A 21,574-nucleotide genomic window follows, 5' to 3' on the forward strand; every position below is an offset into this window, starting at 1 on the left:
GAGGGCCAGGTTGAAGGCCAGAAGGAAGATGTCGCGGCCGCGGCGGCTCGGGACCGTCATCGTGGCCGGTTCCGTCGTTCTCGGCGTGGCGGGGGTCACCGCGGGGTCCTTCGTGAAGTCACCGCGGCAGGTGGCCGCGGAGAAGGGGCCGCCCCGGCCCGACGTCCTGACGGCGGACGTCGAGCGCCGCGTCCTCAAGAACCACCTCGTCGTCAGGGGAAGCGTGTCGGCCGGTCGCACCGTCGAGGTGAGGGCCGAGGCGCGGGACACGGAGGCGTCGCGGGCGATCGTCACCAAGGTCCGGGTCACGCCCCAAGGGCGCGTCACCCCGGGCAAGATGCTCCTTGAGGTGTCGGGGCGGCCCGTCTTCGCCCTGCGCGGGGCCATCCCCGCCTACCGGGACCTGAAGCCGGGCGCCCGCGGCGACGACATCAAGCAGCTGCAGAAGGCCCTGGCGAGCCTGGGCGGCCCCCGCAACAGCGACCGGCCGGGGCACTTCGGCCCCGGGACCGAGGCGGCTGTGGCCGCGCTGTACACCCGTATGGGATACGCGCCCGTCCGGACGGGCGAGGGCCCGAGGAGCGAGGGGCGGGGCGCCGCCGGGGCGATGGTCCCGGCGAACGAGGTGGTCTTCCTGCCCGCCTTTCCCGCGCGCGTCGACAAGCTCCGGGCGAGCGTCGGCGACGAGGCCCACGAGGAGGTCATGACGGTCTCCAGCGGCGATCTGATCGTCAAGGGCCGCCTCGGCGAGCACGAAGAAGGGCTCGTACGGCGCGGACAGCGCGTACGGATCACCGCGGAGACGTCTGGGGCTGAGGCCACGGGGCGCGTCACGTCCGTCACGCGGACCGCGTCGGCGGCGGGTTCCAAGGGCGGCGCTGAAGACGCGGAGGGCGCTGAGGGTTCAGAGGAAGGGGGCGCGGGGTCCACGGCGGTGATCGAACCTGACGGGCCCCTGCCCGCCGCCCTGATGGGACAGGACGTCCAACTCGCCATCGAGGCGGCCGCGTCCAAGGGCGCGGTCCTGGTCGTCCCCACCTCGGCGGTCACGGCCCGTGCGGACGCGCGGACCACGGTGACCGTCGTGTCCGGCGACGACACGCGCCAAGTCGCCGTGCGGACCGGGTCCGTGGGGGACGGGTACGTCCATGTCTCCGCCGTCCAGGGGAAGTTGGATGAAGGGGACAAGGTCATCGTGGGGCGCGCGCGTCACGGCGGTGGCGGCCCGTGACACCCGTCATCGACTTCCGCCAGGTCGGCCTGACCTACCCGGGGCCGCCGCCCGTCCCCGCCCTCAAACCCTGTGACCTGCGCGTCCACCGAGGCGAGTACGTCACCGTGGTCGGCCCGTCGGGGTCGGGGAAGTCCACCTTCCTCAACATCCTCGGCCTGCTCCAAGTGCCCAGCGGCGGCGACTACCGCCTCGACGGCACCGACGTCGCCTCCCTCAAGGAGCACGAACGGGCGCGGCTGCGCGCGGAGCGGATCGGCTTCGTCTTCCAGGCCTTCCACCTGCTGCCCCACCGCTCCGTCACCGAGAACGTGGAACTCTCGATGATGTACCAGCGCGTGCCCCGCGCGGTCCGCGCGCGGCGGGCGCGGGAGGAACTGCGGAGGGTCGGCCTGGGACACCGCCTCGACGCCTCCCCCAGCACCCTCTCCGGGGGCGAGCAGCAGCGCGCCGCGATCGCGCGGGCCCTCGCCGGGCGGCCCTCGCTCCTGCTGTGCGACGAGCCGACGGGGAACCTCGACAGCGTCACCGCCCGGCAGATACTCGACGTCCTGGACGACCTGCACGCCTCGGGCATGACCATGGTGGTCATCACGCACTCCGACGAGGTCGCCCGGCGCGGGCAGCGCGGGATCGCCCTTCGGGACGGTGTGGTGAGCGAGCGGGTGGTGGGGCGGCCGTGAGACCGACGCTCCGCCGCGCCGGGCCCCGGCGCCCTCGACTCCGTCACCTCCGCAGCCTCCCCCGCCTCCCCCGCCTCCCCCGCCTCCGCAGACTCCACCGGACGCGCTCCGGGCGCTTCTCGGCGCGTGATCTGGCGGCCGAGGCCACCGCCGGGCTGCTGCAACGCCCCCTGCGCTCGGCCCTCACCGCCCTGGGCACGGTCCTTGGCGTCGCGACGTTCGTGACCATCCTCGGGCTCACGGCCACCGCCTCGTCCCAGATCGACTCGCGCTTCGACACCCTGAAGGCCACCGAGGTCACCGTGTCCGACAACACCGGCGAGGACGACACGACGGGGCCGCCGTTCCCCCGCGACGCCGACGCCCGCGTCGGCGGGCTGCGCGGAGTGCGGGGCACCGGCGTGTACTGGAACGTCTCCGGCACCGGCGGCGGCCTCCCCGTCCGCGCCACCCCCCTCGACGGCTCCGCCGGGGAGCAGCCCGGTGTCGTCGCCGCCACCCCCGGGCTGCTGCGGGCCATCGAACCCGTCCTGTACGAAGGCCGGACCTTCGACGCCTTCCACGCCACCGAGCGCGACCGCGTCGCCGTCATCGGCACCGGCCTCGCCGAAAGCCTCGGCATCACCACGCTGAGCACCCGCCCGGCCCTGTTCATCGACGAGAAGCCGTTCGTGGTCATCGGCGTCCTGTCCGACGTCCAGCGCAAGCCCGACCTCCTGATGTCGGTGCTCATCCCCGACACCACCGCGCGCGAACTCTGGGGAGCCCCACGGGACAAGAGCGCGAAGATGCTCATCACCACCGACATGGGAGCGGCCCGGCAGATCGCCGCCGAAGCGCCACTGGCCCTCGACCCCGCGCACGTCAGCAGGTTCAAGTCGGCCTCGCCGCCGGACCCGAAGTCCCTGCGCGGGTCCGTCACCTCCGACCTCAACGACCTGTTCCTGCTCCTGGCGGCGATCTGCCTGGCGGTCGGCACCGTCGGCATCGCCAACATCACGCTGGTCTCCGTCCTTGAGCGGTCCAGCGAGATCGGGCTGCGCAGGGCCCTTGGGGCGCGGGCCCGGCACATCGCCGGGCAGTTCCTCGCCGAGTCGGGCATGCTCGGCGCGCTCGGCGGCCTCGTCGGCAGCGGTGTCGGCAGCTGCACCGTGCTCGCCGTGGCCATCGCCCGGGACTGGACGCCCGTCATCCACCCGGCCACCGTCGCCATCGCACCGGCGATCGGCCTGGGCACGGGCGTCCTCGCCGGGCTCTATCCCGCGTGGCGGGCGAGCCGGGTGCAGCCGGTGGAGGCACTGCGCCGGTGACGCTCGCGCCCCGGCGGCCCTCAGCCCGCGCCGGTCAGCCCGCGCCGGTCAGCAAGCGCCGGGTGCGGGCCGGGGCCTCCTCGGGGATCTCCGTCAGGACGTCCGCCAGGGTCACCCCGGCCAGGCTGTCGCGCCAGGCGGCGTGCGCGGCGGCCATCTTGGCGGCGATGGGGCACACGGCACGGCACTGCTCGGGGGGCAGCGCCCCCCGCCCCTGCTGGCGGATCTCGCGGCACTCGTAGGGAGCGGCGGCGCCGTCCACCGCCTCGACGATGTCCAGGAAGGTGATGTCGGCCGCCGGGCGGGCCAGGCGGAAACCGCCCCGGGGGCCGGTGGTCGCGGCCAGGACCCCCGCCTTCACCAGCGGCTGGAGCTGCTTGGCGAGATACGCCTGCGGCAGCTCGAAGTAGCCCGCGAGCTGCGCGGCCGACGCGGTCGCCCCGGGGTCGAGCTGCGCCAGCGACGTGGCGCAGTGCAACACCCACTCCGTGCTCACAGGCAGCTTCATGGCGGTGAGTCTATCTCGGACATCCCAGATCTCGGATATTGCGGATCTATTTAGTCCTGGATACTGTCGTGGGGCGCCACGGGGTCATTCGGGACGCCGCAGGGGCAGCAGACTCATGTGGAGGGGTACGTCATGCGCATCGCCGTCGCCGGAGCCACCGGGAACATCGGGGCCCGCACCGCCACCGCGCTGGAGAAGGCCGGGCACGACGTCGTACGGATCAGCCGGTCGCTCGGCGTGGACCTGGTCAGCGGGGAAGGCCTCGACGCCGCCCTCGCCGGGGTGGACGCCGTCGTCGACACCACCAACTGCACGGCCACCGACCCCGCCGAGACCGTCGCGTTCTTCGGCGCCACCACGCGCCAGCTGCTCGCCGCCGGGGAGCGGGCCGGGGTCCGGCACCACGTGCTGCTCTCGATCGTGGGCATCCACGGCATCGAGGGCAACGCCCACTACGCGGGCAAGCGCGAGCAGGAGCGCCTCGTGGAGGCGGGGCCGGTGCCGTGGACCATCGTCCCGTTCACCCAGTTCCACGACTTCGCCGCGATGGTCGCCGGCTGGACCGAGCGGGACGGGGTCGCCACCGTCGCGCCGCTGCTCGTGCAGCCGGTCGCGCCCGGGGATGTCGCCGATGTGCTCGCGGAGGTCGTGGCGGGGGCGCCTCAGGGGCGGTACGCCGATGTGGCCGGGCCCGGGACGCAGGATCTCGTGGACATGGCGCGGCGTACGCACCAGGCGCGGGGGCGGGTGGTTTCGCTGGTGCCCACGTGGTCGGGGGTGTTCGGGCCGGGGATGGCGGGGGATGTGTTGCTGCCTGGCGCGGGGGCGCGGATCGTGCCGACGACGTTTGAGGAGTGGCTGGTGGCGGAGGGGGGCCGGGGGTAGGCCTCGCGGCGCGCCCCAGGCCCACCCCTTCCCGCTCCGGGGCGGCTGCCCTCGGGGCCCGCTCACAGCCTTTCGGCGCTCCGCGCCTCGTCCTCAAACGCCGGACGGGCTGAATCACCGCGCTTCGCGCTTGTCCTCAAACGCCGGACGGGCTGAAACCGTCGCTTGCTCCGGCTGTTTTTCCCACCCACCCACGCGCGAGCCGCTAGGTCGGGGGGTGCGGTTGCAGCCGCAGGTGTAAGGGTGGGCGGGTGGGAGATAGCCCGTCCGGCGCTTGAGGACACGGGGTCAGGGGAGGGCCCGGGTCAGGGCCGCGAGGGCGGGGGGCCAGGCGTGGTCGGGGGGCGTGGCGTAGCCGACGACCAGGCCGTCCCGGCGCGGAGCCGTCGCCTCCGGGTGGCGGAAGCGGGACAGGCCCTGCAGGCCAAGGCGCTGCCAGCTCGCCGCCTGGACCACCGACTCCTCGGTACCGGGCGGCAGTTGGAGCACCGCGTGCAGCCCCGCCGCGATGCCGGTGACCTGGACCTCGGGCGCGCTCTCGGCGACGGCGGCGACCAACTGGTCCCGGCGGCGCCGGTACCGCAGCCGCGCCGCGCGCACATGCCGGTCGTACGCGCCGGACGTCAGGAACTCCGCGAGCGTCAGCTGGTCGAGGACCCCGTTCGAGGCACCGGCCGCGTACTTCAGCTCGGCGGCCTCGGAGGCGAGCGCCGCCGGGAGCACCATCCACGCCAGGCGGAGCCCGGGGGCCAGGGACTTGCTCGCCGTACCGAGGTAGACGACGTGGTCGGGGTCCAGGCCCTGGAGCGCGCCGACGGGCTGGCGGTCGTAGCGGAACTCGCCGTCGTAGTCGTCCTCCAGGATCAGGCCGTCCACACTCCGGGCCCAGTCGACGGCCGCCGCCCGCCGGTCGGGGTGCAGCGGCACGCCCGTCGGGAACTGGTGCGCGGGGGTGACGAGCAGCGCCCGGTGCCCGTCGAGGCCGTCCGTGCGCGTGCCGAGCGCGTCGACGCCGAGCGGCACCGTGCGCAGGCCCGCGCCCGCGAGCCGGTCCCAGTGCAGATCGAGGCCGTACGACTCGACGGCGATCCGGCGCACCCCGCGCGCGGAGAGCAGTCCGGACAGGAGGGTCAGACCGTGCATGAAACCCGGTACGACGACGATCCGGTCGGGGTCGGCGTGCACGCCGCGAGCGCGGGAGAGGTACGCGGCGAGCGCCGTGCGCAGCTCCACGCGGCCCCGCGGATCGCCGTAGCCGAACGCGTCGTCGGGGGCCGCGGCGAGCGCGCGGCGGGCCGCCTTCAGCCACTCCGCGCGCGGGAACGACGTCACGTCGGGGGTGCCGGGCATCAGGTCGTAGCGGAGGGCGCCGCCGGTGCGCCGGGGGCGGGCGGGCGCCGCCGGGCGCGGCACGGCCCGCTCCGCGACCCGCGTGCCCGAGCCCTGGCGGGCGGTGAGCCAGCCCTCCGCGACGAGGTCGGCGTACGCGTCGGCGACCGTGTTGCGGGCGACGCCGAGGTCGGCGGCGAGCGTACGGGACGAGGGCAGGCGGGTGCCGGGGGCGAGGCGGCCGCCGCGCACCGCCTCGCGCAGCGCGTCGGTCAGGCTCTTGCGCACCCCGGCGCGCGGCCCCGCGCCGGCCGCGTCCAGATGCAGGTCAACGCTCCAGCCACCCGTGCCGGACGCGTCGTCACCCGCCGAAGTGGCCCACGATTCTTCCATGGGAATGGACCATACCGGTGGGCTAATCGAAGCGTAGGTTCGAGGACATGGCCACCACGACACCGCAGACATCCGCCGCTCCCCCGCACCGCGGCTCCGACGACCGCCTCCCCGAGCACACTCCCCGCCTCAACATGGCCGAGCATGCCCCAGAGGCGTACAAAGCCATGATCCGGCTCGCCGCGGCCGCGAAGAACGGCGTCGATCCGGTGATCTTCGAACTGGTGCAGATCCGCGCCTCGCAGATCAACCACTGCGCGTTCTGCCTCGACATGCACACCAAGGACGCCCTCGCCGCGGGCGAGAGCGTCGAGCGGATCGTGCAGCTCAGCACGTGGGAGGAGTCCAGGCACTTCTACACCGCCAGGGAGATCGCGGCGATCGAGCTCACCGAGGCCGTCACCGTGCTCACCGACGGCTTCGTCCCCGACGAGGTGTACGCGCGCGCCGCCGCCCACTTCGACGACACCGAACTGGCCCATCTGATCGCGGCGATCACCCTCATCAACGGCTGGAACCGCTTCGCCGTGACCAGCCGCATGGTCCCCGGCCACTACACCCCGGGCTCCACCGCCCACCGCCCGGCCGACTGACGTCCCCCGTACCACCCGTACTACCTGTACTACCCGTACTACCCGTAGGAGCTGACATTCCATGAGCAATCGCGGAGCCAAGATCCAACTCGCCGTCTTCAACGCCCTCCTGGAGGCCAACAACGCCGCCGCCAAGGGCATGGACGTCCACCTCAAGCATCTGATGATGATCCGGGCCTCGCAGATCAACCACTGCGCGTACTGCATCGACATGCACATCAAGGACGCGCGCATCGCGGGCGAGACCGACGAGCGGATCTACTTCCTCAACTCCTGGGAGGAGGCGGCGGACCACTACACCGAGCGGGAGCGGGCCGCGCTCGCCCTGACGGAGGCGATCACCGTCCTGACCGACGGGTTCGTGCCGGACGCCGTGTACGAGCGGGCCGCCGCCCACTTCGACGAGGCCGAACTCGGCCAGCTCATCTCGATGATCACCATCATCAACGCCTGGAACCGGATCAACGTCAGCATCCGCAACCCGCCCACCTACCAGCCCGGGGCGCACGCGTGACCGCCACCGCCGAGGCCTTCGGCGCCCTGCACCGCGACCGGGCACCCGACGACCCGCTCGTCCTGCCGGGGCCGTGGGACGCGGCCAGCGCCCGCGTCTTCGAGGAGGCCGGGCACCCGGCCCTCGCCACGCCCAGCGCGGGCGTCGCCGCCGCCCTCGGATACGCCGACGGCTCCGTGCCGCCGCGCGAGATGTTCGAGGCCGTCGGGCGCATCGCGCGGGCCGTGTCCGTGCCGGTCAGCGCGGACGTCGAGGACGGGTACGGGCTGCCCGCGCGCAAGCTGGTGGGGCGGCTGCTCGACGCCGGGGTCGTGGGGTGCAACCTGGAGGACTCCTCGGCCGCCGGGAGCCTGAAGAACTCCCGGGAACAGGCCGACTACCTCGCGGCGGTGCGGGAGGTGGCCGGGCGCGAGCTGTTCGTCAACGCGCGCGTCGACACGTATCTGCGAGGGGTCGCGGACTTCGAGGAGACCGTGGCGCGGGGGCGGCTGTACGTCGAGGCCGGGGCGGACTGCGTGTACGTGATCAAGGCGCCGGTGGAGGTGTTGCCCGCGTTGCGCTCCGCGATTGGGGCGCCGCTGAACGCTCTCGCGGTGACCGGTGGGGCCTCGCCCCGGGAGCTCGGGGAACTCGGCGCGACCCGGGTCACGTTCGGGCCTGGGCTGCACCGGCGGGCCATGGCGGCGCTGGGGGACATGGCGCGACAGCTGCGCTAGGGCCCGCGTGGGACGCCCCAGACCCGCCCCTTCCCGAACGGGGGCTCCGCCCCAGACCCCGCTCCTCAAACGCCGGAGGGGCTAGAACCTACCGGTGGTTCCAGCCCGTCCGGCGTTTGAGGACGAGGCGCGGAGCGCCGATACGGGGTGCGGGCTACTTCGGCAGCCACGCCCTCCACTTGGCCTCGTTATCCGCGAGCCAGCGCTCCGCCGCGTCCTCGGGGGACATCTTCTTGTCCGCGATCATCAGGGAGACCTCGTTCTGGTCGGCCTCCGACCACTTGAAGCGCTTCAGGAAGGCCGCCGCCGCGCCCCCGTTCTTCGCGAAGTCCGCGTTGAAATACTTCTGGAGGGGCGTGTGCGGATAGGCGCACTTGATCGCGGCGGGGTCGGCGTCGCAGCCCTCCTTGTAGGCGGGCAGCTTGACCTCCGTCATGGGGACCTTCTTGAACAGCCACTGGGGCTTGTACCAGTAGGTCAGGAACGGCTTCTTCTGCTTGGCGAACTGTTCGATCTGGGTGATCTGGGCCGCCTCGGAGCCCGCGAAGACGACCTTGTAGTCCAGGTCGAGGTTCTCGACGAGGGCCTTGTCGTTGGTGACGTAGGACGGGGAGCCGTCCATGAGCTGGCCCTTGCCGCCGGACTCGGGGGTGCGGAAGTCCTTCGCGTACTTGTTGAGGTTCTTCCAGTCGGTGACGTCGGGGTGCTTCTTCGCGAAGTACGTGGGGACGTACCAGCCGATGTGGCCGGTGACGCCGACGTCGCCGCCGGGGACGATCGTCTTCTTGTCCTTGATGTAGCGCTGTTCCTGGTCCGGGTGGCCCCAGTCCTCCATGATCGCGTCGACGCGGCCCTGGCTGAGCGCGTCCCAGGCCGGGATCTCGTCGATCTGGACCTTGTCGACGCGGTAGCCGAGCTCGTGCTTGAGCACGTACTCGGCGACGGCGACGTCGGCCTGCGCGCCCACCCAGGACTGCACGGACAGCGTCACGGTCTTGGCGCCCGCCGCGTTCGCGTACGGGGACGCCTGCTTGCTCATGTCGGCCTTGCCGCAGCCGGAGAGGGCGAGCAGGGCCGCGCCCGCGCCGACCGAGGCGATGACGCGCGTACACGTCGTACGTGTCGTACGCGTACCCATGTCAGGCTCCCTTCTTCGCGCGGCGTTCCGTCGGCTGCGTGACCCGGTCCAGCATCAGGCCGAGGCAGACGATCGCGATGCCGCCGACCAGGCCGGTCGCCAGGTCACCGCGGGCGAGCCCGGCGAGGACGTCGTAGCCGAGCGCGCCGCCGCCGACCAGACCGCCGATGACGACGACGGCGAGGACGAGCACGACGCCCTGGTTGAGGGCGAGGAGCAGCGCCGGGCGGGCGAGCGGCAGCTGGACCTGGCGCAGGACCTGCCAGTTGGTGGCGCCCAGGGACTTCGCGGACTCCATCGCGGCGGGGCTGACCTGCCTGAGGCCCTGCGTGGTGATGCGGACGACGGCGGGCAGCGCGTACACGACGGCGGCGAAGACCGCGGGGGCGCGGCCGACGCCGAAGAGCGCGACGACCGGGATCAGGTAGACGAACTGCGGCATCGTCTGGAAGACGTCGAGGACCGGGCGGAGGGCGCGTTCGAGGCGTCGGCTGCGGGAGGCCGCCACGCCGATCGCGAAGCCGAGGACCAGGGTCACGGCGACGCCCGCGAGGACCTGCGAGAGCGTGTCGAGGGAGGCGTTCCACACGTCGAGCACGCCGATCGCCGCCATCGCGAGGACGGCCGTGAGGGCGGTCTGCCAGGTGCCGATCACCCAGGCGAGGGCCGCGACGATGAGGAGCAGCGACCACCAGGGCAGGCCCTGGAGGCCGTCGCGCACGGGGTCGAGTACGTACGTCGTGAAGTGCGCGGCCCAGTCGGCGGTGCCGCCCACCACGGGCACGCCCGTGTACAGGTGGTCGACCATCCAGTCCTTGGCGGTGTTCACCGGCTCGGCGATCTGCACGACCCAGCTCGTCGGCCACTCCAGGCGGTCGGCGAACCGGGTGGCGAGCGCGGCGGCGAGGGCCACGGCGGCGGCCAGGGACCAGCCGCGCCAGCCCCGGAGCGGTGAGGTGTCCACCGCGTGCGCGCCCAGGCGTTCGCCCGCCGCGCCCGTGACGCGGTCCAGGACCACGGCGAGCAGCACGATCGGGATGCCCGCGGCGAGGGCCTGGCCCACGTCGACGGAGGCGAGCGCCTGGTAGACGCGGTCACCGAGGCCGCCCGCGCCGATGACGGAGGCGATGACGGCCATGGAGAGCGCCATCATGATCGTCTGGTTGAGGCCGAGGAGGAGCTCCTTGCGGGCCAGCGGAAGGCGCGCGGAGAGCAGCCGCTGGCGGCCGGTCGCGCCGAGCGAGGCCACGGCCTCCATCACGCCGCCGTCGGCGCCGCGCAGGCCGAGCGCGGTGAGGCGGGCCATCGGCGGAGCCGCGTACACGACCGTCGCGAAGACGGCGGCGGGCACGCCGATGCCGAAGACCAGGACGACCGGCAGGAGATAGGCGAAGGCCGGGAGGACCTGCATGGTGTCGAGGACCGGGCGCATCATGCGGAAGATCCGGTCGTTGAGACCGGCGGCGAGGCCGAGCGCCAGACCGAGGAGCACGGACGCCAGGACCGCGACGGTCATCAGGGCCAGCGTCTGCATCGTCGGCACCCACATGCCGAGCAGACCGCAGATCCCGAAGGCGGCGGCCGCCGTCACGGCGAGCCGCGCGCCCGCCACGCGCCAGGCGATGACCCCGGCGGCGGCCGTGACGCCCGCCCAGCCCGCCGCGAGAAGCACCAGGTAGACGCCGCGCACGGACAGGACGACGGCGTTGGAGACGTGCCCGAGGAAGTACGTGAACAGCGGGTGGCTGTCGCGGTTGTCGATGATCCAGTCGCTGGCCTTGCCGAGCGGCTCGGACAGGTCGACGGTGAGCGCGTCCGGCCAGGCGCCGGAGGCCCACTTGGCGTTGACGATCGGGACGGCGACCGCCGCGACGACAGCGAGCAGCAGGAGCTTGGTGACGGCGCGGTGGCGGAGCAGGGCCCCGACGCCGGTATCTCGTACGGGAGTGGAGGCGGTGGCGGTGGCCATTACTTGACCCCCTCGCCGGCCGCGCGCCGCGCGGGCACGCCCGCGACCACGCCGAGCAGGTGCTCCTGGTCGACGACGCCGAGGCAGCGGCCCTCGTCCATGACGCGGGCGGGGAAGCCGGAGCGGGCGACGGCCTCGATGGCCTCGGACACGGTGGCGTCGGGGGCGACCGCGGGGCCGCGCCCGTCCTGCTCCGATTCGGGGTCGAGGGGGCGCATGGCGCTGCGGACCGTGATGACCTGCTCGCGCGGCACGTCCCGGACGAAGTCGCGGACGTAGTCGTCGGCCGGGGAGCCGACGATCTCCTCGGGCGTGCCGAGCTGGACGACGCGGCCGTCGCGCATCAGCGCGATGCGGTCGCCGAGCTTGAGCGCCTCGCTGAGGTCGTGGGTGATGAAGACCATCGTGCGGCCCTCCTCGCGGTGCAGGCGCACGACCTCCTCCTGCATGTCGCGGCGGATCAGCGGGTCGAGGGCGCTGAACGGCTCGTCGAACAGGAGGACTTCGGGGTCGGCGGCGAGGGCGCGGGCGAGGCCGACGCGCTGCTGCTGGCCGCCGGAGAGCTGGCCGGGCTTGCGCTGCTCCAGGCCTTCGAGGCCCACCTTGGCGACGACCTCGGCGGCCCGCTCGCGGCGTTCGGCCCTGGAGACGCCCTGGATCTCCAGGCCGTAGGCGACGTTGTCGAGGACCGTGCGGTGCGGAAGCAGGCCGAAGTGCTGGAAGACCATGGAGGCGCGGTGGCGGCGCAGCTCGCGCAGGCGGTTCTTGTCCATCGCGAGGACGTCCTCGCCGTCGATGGCGACGGAGCCCGCCGTCGGCTCGATGAGGCGGGTCAGACAGCGCACGAGCGTGGACTTGCCGGAGCCGGACAGGCCCATGACGACGAAGACCTCGCCCTTGTTGACCTCGAAGGACACGTCCCGCACGGCGGCGGTGCAGCCGGTGCGCTCGCGCAGCTCGGCGGGCGTGAGGGAGGTCAGCTCCGGATCGCCCGGGACCCGCTCGCACTTGGGGCCGAAGACCTTCCACAGGTTCTCGACGGCGAAGACGGGCGCCCCGGACGCGGTGTCGGTGGTGGTGGCGGCGGTGGCGGTGACGGCCTCACTCACGGGCGTCACCCCCCAGCAGCTCGGCACATTTCTCCCCGACCATGAGCACTCCGATCATCGGGTTCACGGCGGGCATCGTCGGGAAGACGGATGCGTCCGCGATACGGATTCCATCGAGGCCGCGGATCTTCAAATCCGGGTCGACGACGGCAAGTTCATCAGTGGAAGCACCCATTCGGCAGGTTCCCGCAGGGTGGTAGACGGTGTGTGCGGCCTTGCGCACCAACTCGCCGATCTCGGCGTCGTCGGTGATGCCCGGGCCGGGGAAGACCTCGCGCTTGAGCCACTTCCTGAACGGCTCGGCCTCGGCGACCTTGCGGGCCAGCTTGATCCCGTCGACGAGGGTCCGCCCGTCGTAGTCGCCCTCGTCCTCGAAGTACCTGAAGTCCAGGGCGGGCTTGACCTCGGGGTCGGCCGAGGTGAGGTAGAGGCGGCCGCGGGCGCGGGACTTGGGGATGTTCGGGGTCATCGACACGCCGTGCTCGGGGCGTTCGTAGCCCAGGCGCTCGGGGTTGTCGGTGAAGGGGATCTGGTAGAAGTGGAACATCAGGTCCGGGCCCTTGTGGGCCGGGTCCCGCTTCACGAACAGGCCCGCGTCGGAGTCCATCGCGGAGTTGCCGGGGATCGGCCCGTTGGTCTCCCAGACGATGACGGACTCGGGGTGGTCGATGAGGTTCTCACCGACGCCCGGCAGGTCGTGGACGACCGGGATGCCGAGGGCCTCCAGGTCCGCCTTCGGGCCGATGCCCGAGTGCAGGAGCAGGCGCGGGGTGTCCACGGCGCCCGCGCAGACGAGCACCTCGCGGCGGGCGGTGAGCAGCTTCTCGGCGCCGTCCTTGGCGCGCACGTGGACGCCGCGCGCGGTCGTGCCTTCGAGTTCCAGGCGGTAGGCCCAGGTCTCCAGGAACAGGTGGAGGTTCGGGCGGTCACCGGCCTCCATGTGCGGGTGGAGGTAGGCGACGGACGCCGAGGAGCGCTTGTTGTTCTCCGGGTGGTACGCCAGGTCGAAGAAGCCGACGCCCTCGTCGAAGGGCCGGTCGTTGAAGCCGACGACCTCGGGGACGTCGAGGGCCTCCTTGACGGCCTCGATCCAGTCGCTCGCGATCTGGTTCTGGTCCTTCTTGGCGACGCGCACCACGTTGTTGCGCAGCTTGCCGTAGTACGGGTCCATCGCCTGGGCGTTCCAGCCGGTGGCGCCCGCGGCCTCCCACTCGTCCCAGTCGGACGGCAGCGGCTTGAACGAGATCAGCGTGTTGTGCGAGGAGCAGCCGCCGAGGACCTTGGCGCGGCTGTGCAGGATGTGCGAGTTGCCGCGCGGCTGTTCGGTCGTCGTGTACTCGTAGTCGAGCTCGCCGCCGAGCAGGCCGAGCCACTTGCGCAGCGTCAGGACGTCCTCGCGGTCGATGTCGCTCGGGCCGCCCTCGATCACGGCGACGGTGACGTCGGGGTTCTCGGTGAGCCGTGAGGCGATCACCGATCCTGCGGTGCCGCCGCCGACGATCACGTAGTCGAACTCGGCCGTTGCCTCGGGGTTCTCAGGCGTTCCAGTCATGGGGGTACTGCTCCTCGTCGCTGCCAAGGTGCTTGCGCGTAAAGGGGGTCGTGCGTAAGCGGGTGTTCGGGTGCGGGGCCGCGGGCCCTGGGGGGGCTGGTGCTGGCGGGGGTCAGCCCTTGAACCAGCGGACCGGCGCGGGCGCCAGGTTCTGGTACACGTGCTTGGCCTCGCGGTACTCGGCGAGCCCGGCCGGGCCCAGCTCGCGGCCGACGCCGCTCTTGCCGAAGCCGCCCCATTCCGCCTGCGGCAGGTAGGGGTGGAAGTCGTTGATCCAGATGGTGCCGTGGCGCATGCGGCGGGCCATGCGGCGGGCGCGCCCGGCGTCGGCGGTCCACACGGCGCCCGCGAGGCCGTACTCGGTGTCGTTGGCGAGGGCCACGGCCTCGTCCTCGGTGCGGAAGGTCTCCACGGTCAGGACCGGGCCGAAGACCTCCTCGCGGACCACCTTCATCTCGCGGTGGCACTGGTCGAGGACGGTCGGCTCGTAGAAGTAGCCGGTGGCGGGCCGGGCGGCGGAGGGCTCGGGCCGCTTGCCGCCGCAGCGGAGCACCGCGCCCTCCGCGAGCGCGGAGGCCACGTACCCCTCGGTCTTCTCGCGCTGCTGCGCGGAGACGAGCGGGCCGCACTCGACGCCGTCCTCGGTGCCGCGGCCGAGCTTGATCTTCTCGGCGCGGCGGGCGAGTTCGGCCACGAAGCGCTCGCGCACCGACTCCTCGACGATGAGGCGGCCGCCCGCGGAGCAGACCTGGCCGCTGTGGATGAACGCGGCGTTCAGGGCCTGGTCGACGGCCGTGTCGAAGGCCTCGTCGGTGGCGCAGGCGTCGGCGAAGACGACGTTCGGGTTCTTGCCGCCGAGTTCGAGGGCGACCTTCTTCACGCCGAGGGCGGCGGCCTGGGCGACCTTGGTGCCGGAGACGAGTCCGCCGGTGAAGGACACCAGGTCCACGTCGGGGTGGTCGGCGAGGCGGGCGCCGACGGTGTGGCCGGGCCCGGTGACGATGTTGGCGACGCCCTCGGGCAGACCGGCCTCGACGAGCAGCTCGATGAGCGCGACCGTCGTGAGCGGGGTGATCTCGCTGGGCTTGATGACGAAGGTGTTCCCGGCCGCGAGGGCGGGCGCGATCTTCCAGCTGGCCTGGAGCAGCGGATAGTTCCAGGGCGTGATCATCGAGCAGACGCCGACAGGCTCGTGCACGACGACGCTGTGGATGTCGTCGGACCCGGCGTCGACGACGCGGCCCGCGCCCTCGCCGATCACGAGGTCGGCGAAGTACCGGAAGGCGTCGGCGACGCAGTCGACGTCGACCCGGCCCTCTTCGAGGGTCTTGCCCGCGTCGCGGCTCTCCAGGAGCCCGATCTCCTCGCGGTCGCGCACCAGCAGGTCGGCGACGCGGCGCAGGAGCGCGGCGCGCTCGGCGACGGGCGTGGCGGGCCAGGGGCCCTCGTCGAAGGCGCGGCGCGCGGCGGCGATCGCGGCGTCCGCGTCCTCGGCGCCGCCCTCGGCGATCAGCGCGAAGGGCTTGCCGTCCGCGGGGTCGAGGATCTCGCGCGTGGCGCCGGACACGGCCACGCGCCATTCGCCGCCGACGTGGATGGTCTGTTGTGCGGACACGTCCCTGTTGCCTTCCGTTCCTGGCATGTTCTGCCCTGATTGCCCCACCTGATCACTCGTGGTAGCCGGGTGCACCTGCCCTGGCCTCGAAGATCCATGCGCAATCAGTGGCCGAAGGTGCGCTGTGTCACTGCGTGTGCGGGTATACGGGGTGGAACGTACGCTCGAAGCACGTTCTGTCACCGGAGGTGACGTGATGAGTCGAATGTCCCGTATGCGGACACGGACCGCGACCGCGGTCTGCGCCACGGCGGCCCTGGCGCTGTTCGTCCCCGCGTGTTCGTCGGACGACGGCGACGGCGGCAAGAGCAAGGGCAAGGACAGCGACAAGGACAAGACCGCGGACCTCAGCGCCCAGGAGATCTCGGACAAGGCGAAGCAGGCGCTGCTCGACGCCACGTCCGTGCGCGTCAAGCTGGAGGACAAGAGCCCGGACGCCGAGAAGGACGACCCGGCCACCATGGACCTCACCCTGGACCGCGACGGCAACTGCGCGGGCACCCTCACCTTCGCGCGCGAGGGCGGCACGGCCGACCTGGTCAAACGCGGCGACAAGGTGTGGCTCAAGCCCGACGAGGCGTTCTGGCGCAACCAGGTCCCCCAGGGCCAGGGCGCGGCGGCGGCCGAGCTGTTCAAGGGCCGCTATCTGCACGGCACCACGAATGACGCGATGCTCAAGGACCTCGCCGAGGTGTGCGACCTCAAGGAGCTCCAGCGGAACGTGAACGAGGACGCCAGCGACAGCGACGGCTCCGATGACTCCGACGACTCCGGTGACGTGAAGAACTTGAAGAAGGGCGCCGAGACGACGGTCGCGGGCACGAAGGTCATCCCGCTGACAGGCACCGAGGACGGCACGGACAAAACGCTGTACGTGGCCTCCGAAGGCACCCCGTACCCGATCCGCGCGACGGAGAAGGACAGCGACACGGACCAGACGACGACGTTCTCGGACTACGACAAGCCGGTGCCCACGAAGACGCCGTCAGCCGGCGAGTCCGTGGACATCGGGAAGCTGCAGGAGCAGCTGGGACGCACGTGACGTGAGGGACCGCTCGGGCCCTAGGCGACGACGAGGCCGTCCGCGCAGTCGTCCGCGTCGTCCGCGAAGTCCTCCGCGGGCTCGTCCCGCGCGGACAGGCCCGCCACCCACAGCGGCATCAGCCAGTGCGTGACGAAGGCGCAGAACATCACCTGGAAGACCAGCGCCTTGACGTCCGCGCCCGCGAACCCGGCGACGCCCGTGCCGGCCACGGCCGCGAGCAGCAGCCAGGTCATGATCTGGTGGGCGCGGGCCCGCACCCGGTCCCGCTCGGCGCGCTGGCGCTCGTCGAGGGCGCGGGGGCGCAGTTCGAGGAGGCCGCGGGTGGCGCCGTTGATGACCCCGGTGGCCACGCTCCAGGGGAACATCAGGCCGAACATCACATACCCCGACCAGGCCGCGTCGCCCACGACCAGGCCGAGCCAGGCGGCGACGGCGCCCGCGGTCAGGGCGATGTGGGCGCACACGGCGGCGCGGCGGCGGGCCGCCGTGCGATACAGGGGCGCGCCCTCCGTGCGGTTCATCAGGGCGTGCATGCGGCGGTCGTACGCGGTCAACTGCTCCTGGCGCTCCATGACTTACTGGTCCCTCCCGTACAGCTGGTCCGTGAGCGGGCGGAACGGCTCAAGGGCGAACAGCGCCTCGACGGGCAGCCCGAAGTACTTCGCGATCTTCAGGGCGAGGTCGAGGCTCGGGTTGTACTGCCCGCGCTCGATGTAGCCGATGGTCTGGTAGTGGACGCCCACGGCCTCGGCCAGGCTCTGGCGCGACACCTTTCGCTCGGCGCGCACCACGGCCAGCCTGTTGTGGACTTGCTCGCTCATGTATAAGAAGTACTACATTCCTCAGCAGACGGGCAACAGCGAAGGGCCACTTTCCGGCCGGAGATCGTGGACGGCGCCCGGCCAGGACGCCCGGAGGCGAATCGTCCGGAAGCCGGGTTGACGCCCCGCGCCAGGCGCGGGGGCCCGCGTCCGACCTCGTACGGACGGGGGCGGGCGGCCCGTGAAAAGCGAACCATGTCTTGTATCGACACCCTCACCCCGTCTCTCCGTTTTGTCGCGTTGTGCGGCTACCCAGGTCCACCACCCGGTACGAAGGTGGCGACCGGAGGCACCCCACCCCCAACGAAGCCGGGAGACCGGAGAGACCAGACAGACCGGAGCGAAGGGAAGGACAGGCATGACGTTCGCACCGCAGAGCACGGGGCTCATTCCCCCGCAGCTCCAGCAGCAGCTCCAGCAGTTCGGCCAGCAGCAGCCGTTCCAGGGCCTGCTCCAGCAGCTGGGCCAGCAGCCCGGCACGCAGCCGCAGGGCCAGTACCAGGTGGGCTACGCGCAGGCCGTCCGCGCCCCGATCGTCCCGTTCCCCGGCGTCGAGCGCGCCATGCTCCTGCTGGTCGACGGGCGCCCCGTGCAGCTGCTCGACCCGAGCGACTTCGCGATCCAGGCCGTCGTCATCGCGATCCAGTCCGGCCAGGCCGTCCGCGTCGCCTATGACGACCGGATGCTGGTCCGCGGCGTGGAGATCGAGGTGCCCAGGGGCGCCATCCAGCAGTCCCAGCACCAGTCGCAGCAACAGCAGCAGCAGCCGCAGCAGTCACCGATGACCCAACAGCAGCAGCCGCAGTTCTGATCGGCCCACCCCCTCCTCGTGGACCCAACGGCCCGGACCGCCGCACGGCGGCCCGGGCCCGCGCACGTACCGCGCCCGGCCCGTGCCCGCACTCACACGTACTCACACGCGCCGCACCACGTCGCGCACGCACCCGCGCAGCCACGCGTGGGCCGGGTCGGCGTCGTGGCGGGGATGCCAGGCCATCCCGAGCTTCAGGGGCGGGAGTTCCAGCGGCACGGGGAAGGTCACCAGGCCCAGGGTCTCGGTCAGGGGGCGGGCCCAGGAGGAGCCCGCGAGGCCGACCAGGTCCGTGTGCAGCACGATGAACAGCGACGAGGGGTACGTCCCCGCCGTGCCCACCACCCGCCGCCGCAGCCCCCGTTCGGCGAGCGCCGCGTCCAGCGGCCCCGACATCCGGCCCTTGCGCGACACCGTCAGATGGTCCGCCCCCGCGAATCTGCGGACCGTCATCTCCCCCTCCAGGAGCGGATGTCCGGGGCGCACGACGGCGACCATCACGTCGTCGTAGAAGTGCTCGGCGCGCACCTCGGGCGCGGTCGTGTCGATCACGCCGACCTCCAGGTCAGCGACGCCCTCGCGCAGGACCGGCGCGTCCACATGGCTCTCCTGGAGGAACCGCAGCCGCACCCCGGGCGCCTCCGCGGCCGCGCGGGCGAAGAGCTCCGGGGCGTAGGCGGCGGCCAGCGCGTCCTGGCCCACGATCGTCAGGGTGCGCTCGACGGTGCGCAGGTCCTGCGCGCCGGGGCCCGCGAAAACGCCGCGGGCGCGCTCCACCACCGCGCTGACCTCCGCCCGCACCGCGAGCGCGTACGGCGTGGGCACCATCTGGCGGCCCGCCCGCACCAGGACCGGGTCGCCGAGCGCCTTGCGGATGCGGCCCAGGGTGCGGCTCGTCGCGGGTTCCGACAGGTGCAGCCGGGCCGCGGCACCCCGCACGCTGCGCTCGTCGAGCAGGACGTCGAGGGCGAGCAGCAGATTCAGGTCGACGTCGGGGCGCGGCGCGAGGGGATCGCCTGATTGCGTCATACGCAATCACTCCTTGCGAAAGTTGCACTGGAAAGCAGGTACCGGGCGAGCCTACGGTGGCCACGCATCCCCCACCACCCCGCTCCCGAGGAGGAGCCTTGCCTTCCGCTGCCCTGAACGACGCCCCGGCCACGGATCCGGCCGCCCGCCCACGGGCCGCGCTCCAGCGGTCCACGCTCCTCGTCCTGTGCGCCTGCGTCCTCGTCGCGCAGAGCATGGTCGCCGCCATCAACCTGCTGATCCCGCAGCTGAGTTCGTCCTCGCTGCACCCCTCGGCCAGCCAGGTCCTGTGGACCGTCGACGCGTACGTGATCGTCTTCGCGGGCCTCCTTATCCCGGCGGGCGCGCTCGGCGACCGGTACGGCCGCAAGGGCGCGCTGCTCACCGGGCTCGGCCTGTTCGCCGCGGGCGCCACGGTCAGCGCGCTCGCCACCTCGCCCGCGCTCCTGATCGCCGGACGCGGTGTCTCCGGCGCCGGGGCCGCGCTGATCATGCCCGCGACGATGTCCATCCTGGTGCGCGTCGCGGCCCCCGAGGAGCGGCCGCGCGCCCTGGCCTCCTGGACGCTGGCCACGGGCCTCGGCGGCTTCGCGGGGAACGCGTTCGGCGGGCTCATCGGCGAGTACCAGCCCTGGCGCGCCCTGTTCTGGATCATGCTGCCGCTGGCCGCGCTCCTCGCCCTCGCCGTCGCCCGCGCCGTCCCGCGCACCGCCCCCTCCGACGCGGCCCCGTCCCTCGACCCGCTCGGCACGCTGCTGCTCGTCGCCGGTCTCGTCGCGGTCCTCTTCGGCATCATCGAGAGCCCGCTCCACGGCTGGGGCTCGGCCCGCGTCCTGAGCGCCTTCGCGGCGGGCGCGGCCCTGCTCGGCGCGTTCACCGCGCACGCGCTGCGCTCCCGCGCGCCCCTGTTCGACCCGCGCGTCTTCCGCTCCCGGCGCCTGAGCGCCTCCGCGCTCGGCACGGCCGCCGCGTTCTTCGGCCTGTTCTCGCTCTTCTACGTCAACTCGCAGTACCTGCAGTACGTGAAGGGGTACGGGGCGGCCCGCGCGGGCTTCGCCATCGTGCCGCTGACCATCGGCATGGCCCTCGTGCCGCGGCTCGCGGCCCGCTGGTCCGCCTCGCCGCGCCCGGTGATCGGCGGCGGCCTCCTGCTCATCGGCGCGGGCCTGCTCGGCACCTCCACCGCCGGCTCCGGCACGCCCTACGCCCTGTACGCCTGCTGGCTGCTCGTCATCTCGGCGGGCACAGGACTGTGCATGCCCGCCCTGACGATGGGCGTGGTGACCTCGCTGCCCCCGCACCAGGCGGGCCTCGGCTCCGGGCTCGGCACCTCGGCCCGCGAGGTGGGCGCGGCGCTCGGCGTGGCCGTCACGGGCACGGTCCTCGCCGCGCACACCGGCCCCCGGCACACCGGCGGGGCCGCCGACTTCACCGCGGGCATGGCCGGGGCCCTGCGCGTGGTCGGCGTCGTCGTGGTGATCGCCGCGGCCCTGGTGACGGCGGGCTTCAGCCGCCGCCGGGAGCCGGGCACTGCGTGAGCGGCGGGCAGAACCAGTCGAGGGCGTTGGTCACCAGCTCCCGCACCGCGTCCCTGCCCTCCGACTCGGGGCCGTAGCCCGTGAGCGCGTAGAGCTTGCCGTCGGCCGCCTGGAAGCGGTGGTCCACGATGTACCAGCCGCCGACGTCCGGTTCGCCGTCGATCTCGTCCTTGAGGTACGTGAGCCGGGCGGCCGGGCGGCCGTCGGCGTCCAGGCGCTTCAGGGACAGCTTCTGGAAGCCGCTGTCCTCCTTCACCCGGTCGTCGTCGACGTAGGTCTCCAGCGACTCGTACGGCGTCGGCTCGCTGACCTCGTACACCTGCAGGCGCCTGGTCCGGTCGGCGTTGCGGTAGTGGACGATGTCGAAGCCGTGGATCGCGTCGGTGCTGGTGCGGCTCCAGCCGACCGGCACGGCGGCCCGGAAGCCCTCCAGGTCCGTCACGGTCTCGTACCCCTGCGGCGGGGCGGCCTCGGAGCCGAGCGCGCCGTCCGTCGACGAGGGCGACGGCGTGCTCCCGTCGGCCGGGTCCGAGCCTCCCGAGGCCGAGTCGCTCGCGTTCGCGCCGTCCGCGGACTCGGGGGCGACGAAGTACACCGACGGCTCCGGCTCGTCCTTCCAGCCGAGCGCCCAGGTGCCGAAGGCGAGCCCGCACGCCGCGAGGACCGCGACCGTGCCGCGCACCGCCGTGCGCTGGCGGGCCGCGTCCCGCCGCTGCAGCGCGGCGACCTCCCGCTCCTGCTCGCGGCCGACCCATTCGCCGCGGTCCCTGTCGAAGATCCGCACG

At 72.7% G+C, this 21,574-nt stretch carries 21 protein-coding genes; 10 read left to right on the forward strand and 11 right to left on the reverse strand.

All coding sequences use genetic code 11. The features are described 5' to 3' along the window. Window positions 1–28 precede the first annotated feature (28 nt). From AC07A4_RS03040 to AC07A4_RS03050, 3 genes are read left to right on the forward strand one after another with little or no spacing between them, the layout of a single operon-like run. Window positions 29–1,231 (forward strand): peptidoglycan-binding protein, encoded by a 1,203-nt coding sequence (locus AC07A4_RS03040; RefSeq protein ID WP_478592066.1) that lies wholly within the window; start codon window positions 29–31, stop codon window positions 1,229–1,231. Beyond that, entirely contained in the window at window positions 1,228–1,914 is a 687-nt protein-coding gene (locus AC07A4_RS03045; protein WP_478592069.1) for an ABC transporter ATP-binding protein, read from the forward strand. Before AC07A4_RS03040 ends, AC07A4_RS03045 begins: the two co-directional genes overlap by 4 nt. After that, entirely contained in the window at window positions 1,911–3,224 is a 1,314-nt protein-coding gene (locus tag AC07A4_RS03050) for an ABC transporter permease (RefSeq protein WP_478592071.1), read from the forward strand. Before AC07A4_RS03045 ends, AC07A4_RS03050 begins: the two co-directional genes overlap by 4 nt. A gap of 34 nt (window positions 3,225–3,258) precedes the next feature. Here AC07A4_RS03050 and AC07A4_RS03055 read toward each other — a convergent pair whose 3' ends face one another. Then, window positions 3,259–3,732 (reverse strand): RrF2 family transcriptional regulator, encoded by a 474-nt coding sequence (locus AC07A4_RS03055; protein ID WP_478592073.1) that lies wholly within the window; start codon window positions 3,730–3,732, stop codon window positions 3,259–3,261. A gap of 132 nt (window positions 3,733–3,864) precedes the next feature. Between AC07A4_RS03055 and AC07A4_RS03060 the strand changes: the two genes are divergently transcribed. Continuing rightward, the gene (locus AC07A4_RS03060; RefSeq protein ID WP_478592076.1) at window positions 3,865–4,617 is read left to right on the forward strand and encodes an SDR family oxidoreductase; all 753 of its coding nucleotides are present in this window, start codon (window positions 3,865–3,867) and stop codon (window positions 4,615–4,617) included. A 288-nt stretch (window positions 4,618–4,905) separates the two neighbouring features. Here the strand turns inward: AC07A4_RS03060 and pdxR are convergent, their stop codons facing one another. Beyond that, window positions 4,906–6,339: a MocR-like pyridoxine biosynthesis transcription factor PdxR gene (gene pdxR / locus AC07A4_RS03065; protein WP_478592079.1), complete on the reverse strand. Its 1,434-nt coding sequence runs from the start codon at window positions 6,337–6,339 to the stop codon at window positions 4,906–4,908. A 134-nt stretch (window positions 6,340–6,473) separates the two neighbouring features. Between pdxR and AC07A4_RS03070 the strand changes: the two genes are divergently transcribed. The 3 genes from AC07A4_RS03070 to AC07A4_RS03080 all read left to right on the forward strand — a co-directional run bounded on the left by AC07A4_RS03070 (window position 6,474) and on the right by AC07A4_RS03080 (window position 8,162). Beyond that, window positions 6,474–6,932, forward strand: coding sequence for a carboxymuconolactone decarboxylase family protein (locus tag AC07A4_RS03070; protein ID WP_478592905.1), 459 nt, complete (start codon window positions 6,474–6,476; stop codon window positions 6,930–6,932). Between the two features lie 61 nt (window positions 6,933–6,993). Then, window positions 6,994–7,446 (forward strand): carboxymuconolactone decarboxylase family protein, encoded by a 453-nt coding sequence (locus tag AC07A4_RS03075; protein ID WP_478592082.1) that lies wholly within the window; start codon window positions 6,994–6,996, stop codon window positions 7,444–7,446. Continuing rightward, complete coding sequence (locus AC07A4_RS03080) at window positions 7,443–8,162, forward strand: isocitrate lyase/PEP mutase family protein (RefSeq protein WP_478592085.1); 720 nt, start codon at window positions 7,443–7,445, stop codon at window positions 8,160–8,162. The genes AC07A4_RS03075 and AC07A4_RS03080 overlap by 4 nt, the downstream gene beginning before the upstream one ends. Before the next feature lie 154 nt (window positions 8,163–8,316). Here the strand turns inward: AC07A4_RS03080 and AC07A4_RS03085 are convergent, their stop codons facing one another. From AC07A4_RS03085 to AC07A4_RS03105, 5 genes are all read right to left on the reverse strand, one after another. Further along, window positions 8,317–9,300 (reverse strand): ABC transporter substrate-binding protein, encoded by a 984-nt coding sequence (locus tag AC07A4_RS03085; RefSeq protein ID WP_478592088.1) that lies wholly within the window; start codon window positions 9,298–9,300, stop codon window positions 8,317–8,319. Between the two features lies 1 nt (window position 9,301). Next, window positions 9,302–11,269, reverse strand: a complete 1,968-nt coding sequence (locus AC07A4_RS03090) for an ABC transporter permease (RefSeq protein ID WP_478592091.1) — start codon at window positions 11,267–11,269, stop codon at window positions 9,302–9,304. After that, on the reverse strand, window positions 11,269–12,378 hold the full coding sequence (locus AC07A4_RS03095; RefSeq protein ID WP_478592094.1) for a quaternary amine ABC transporter ATP-binding protein: 1,110 nt from the start codon (window positions 12,376–12,378) through the stop codon (window positions 11,269–11,271). The genes AC07A4_RS03090 and AC07A4_RS03095 overlap by 1 nt, the downstream gene beginning before the upstream one ends. After that, window positions 12,371–13,930, reverse strand: a complete 1,560-nt coding sequence (locus AC07A4_RS03100; protein ID WP_478592097.1) for a GMC family oxidoreductase — start codon at window positions 13,928–13,930, stop codon at window positions 12,371–12,373. The genes AC07A4_RS03095 and AC07A4_RS03100 overlap by 8 nt, the downstream gene beginning before the upstream one ends. A gap of 112 nt (window positions 13,931–14,042) precedes the next feature. Further along, window positions 14,043–15,572 carry an aldehyde dehydrogenase family protein gene (locus tag AC07A4_RS03105; RefSeq protein ID WP_478592100.1) on the reverse strand — a complete coding sequence of 510 codons (1,530 nt, stop codon included), beginning with the start codon at window positions 15,570–15,572 and terminating at the stop codon, window positions 14,043–14,045. A 187-nt stretch (window positions 15,573–15,759) separates the two neighbouring features. Between AC07A4_RS03105 and AC07A4_RS03110 the strand changes: the two genes are divergently transcribed. After that, the gene (locus AC07A4_RS03110; RefSeq protein ID WP_478592102.1) at window positions 15,760–16,587 is read left to right on the forward strand and encodes a hypothetical protein; all 828 of its coding nucleotides are present in this window, start codon (window positions 15,760–15,762) and stop codon (window positions 16,585–16,587) included. A gap of 20 nt (window positions 16,588–16,607) precedes the next feature. Here AC07A4_RS03110 and AC07A4_RS03115 read toward each other — a convergent pair whose 3' ends face one another. Then, window positions 16,608–17,162 (reverse strand): hypothetical protein, encoded by a 555-nt coding sequence (locus AC07A4_RS03115; protein ID WP_478592104.1) that lies wholly within the window; start codon window positions 17,160–17,162, stop codon window positions 16,608–16,610. A gap of 3 nt (window positions 17,163–17,165) precedes the next feature. Then, entirely contained in the window at window positions 17,166–17,411 is a 246-nt protein-coding gene (locus tag AC07A4_RS03120) for a helix-turn-helix transcriptional regulator (protein ID WP_478592106.1), read from the reverse strand. Window positions 17,412–17,769: 358 nt separating this feature from the next. On the opposite strand from AC07A4_RS03120, the gene AC07A4_RS03125 reads away from it, so the two are divergent. Further along, the gene (locus AC07A4_RS03125; RefSeq protein WP_478592108.1) at window positions 17,770–18,222 is read left to right on the forward strand and encodes a hypothetical protein; all 453 of its coding nucleotides are present in this window, start codon (window positions 17,770–17,772) and stop codon (window positions 18,220–18,222) included. A 102-nt stretch (window positions 18,223–18,324) separates the two neighbouring features. Here the strand turns inward: AC07A4_RS03125 and AC07A4_RS03130 are convergent, their stop codons facing one another. Then, a complete protein-coding gene (locus AC07A4_RS03130) occupies window positions 18,325–19,257 on the reverse strand; it encodes a LysR family transcriptional regulator (protein ID WP_478592110.1) in 933 nt (310 codons plus the stop codon). 92 nt (window positions 19,258–19,349) lie between these two features. Here AC07A4_RS03130 and AC07A4_RS03135 point away from each other — a divergent pair, with 92 nt between their 5' ends. Further along, entirely contained in the window at window positions 19,350–20,789 is a 1,440-nt protein-coding gene (locus AC07A4_RS03135; RefSeq protein ID WP_478592112.1) for an MFS transporter, read from the forward strand. Here the strand turns inward: AC07A4_RS03135 and AC07A4_RS03140 are convergent. Further along, the gene (locus tag AC07A4_RS03140) at window positions 20,758–21,573 is read right to left on the reverse strand and encodes a hypothetical protein (protein ID WP_478592114.1); all 816 of its coding nucleotides are present in this window, start codon (window positions 21,571–21,573) and stop codon (window positions 20,758–20,760) included. The genes AC07A4_RS03135 and AC07A4_RS03140 overlap by 32 nt on opposite strands. Between the last annotated feature and the right edge of the window lies 1 nt (window position 21,574).

The sequence above is a fragment of the Streptomyces sp. NPDC043996 genome (assembly GCF_056435225.1).

Bases quoted from the DNA above. Each gene is read 5' to 3' on its own strand.
- AC07A4_RS03040 (WP_478592066.1), top strand. From the start codon at position 29: ATGTCGCGGCCGCGGCGGCTCGGGACCGTCATCGTGGCCGGTTCCGTC.
- AC07A4_RS03055 (WP_478592073.1), bottom strand. From the start codon at position 3,732: ATGAAGCTGCCTGTGAGCACGGAGTGGGTGTTGCACTGCGCCACGTCG.
- AC07A4_RS03060 (WP_478592076.1), top strand. From the start codon at position 3,865: ATGCGCATCGCCGTCGCCGGAGCCACCGGGAACATCGGGGCCCGCACC.
- pdxR (WP_478592079.1), bottom strand. From the start codon at position 6,339: ATGGAAGAATCGTGGGCCACTTCGGCGGGTGACGACGCGTCCGGCACG.
- AC07A4_RS03070 (WP_478592905.1), top strand. From the start codon at position 6,474: ATGGCCGAGCATGCCCCAGAGGCGTACAAAGCCATGATCCGGCTCGCC.
- AC07A4_RS03075 (WP_478592082.1), top strand. From the start codon at position 6,994: ATGAGCAATCGCGGAGCCAAGATCCAACTCGCCGTCTTCAACGCCCTC.
- AC07A4_RS03085 (WP_478592088.1), bottom strand. From the start codon at position 9,300: ATGGGTACGCGTACGACACGTACGACGTGTACGCGCGTCATCGCCTCG.
- AC07A4_RS03090 (WP_478592091.1), bottom strand. From the start codon at position 11,269: ATGGCCACCGCCACCGCCTCCACTCCCGTACGAGATACCGGCGTCGGG.
- AC07A4_RS03100 (WP_478592097.1), bottom strand. From the start codon at position 13,930: ATGACTGGAACGCCTGAGAACCCCGAGGCAACGGCCGAGTTCGACTAC.
- AC07A4_RS03105 (WP_478592100.1), bottom strand. From the start codon at position 15,572: ATGCCAGGAACGGAAGGCAACAGGGACGTGTCCGCACAACAGACCATC.
- AC07A4_RS03110 (WP_478592102.1), top strand. From the start codon at position 15,760: ATGCGGACACGGACCGCGACCGCGGTCTGCGCCACGGCGGCCCTGGCG.
- AC07A4_RS03115 (WP_478592104.1), bottom strand. From the start codon at position 17,162: ATGGAGCGCCAGGAGCAGTTGACCGCGTACGACCGCCGCATGCACGCC.
- AC07A4_RS03120 (WP_478592106.1), bottom strand. From the start codon at position 17,411: ATGAGCGAGCAAGTCCACAACAGGCTGGCCGTGGTGCGCGCCGAGCGA.
- AC07A4_RS03125 (WP_478592108.1), top strand. From the start codon at position 17,770: ATGACGTTCGCACCGCAGAGCACGGGGCTCATTCCCCCGCAGCTCCAG.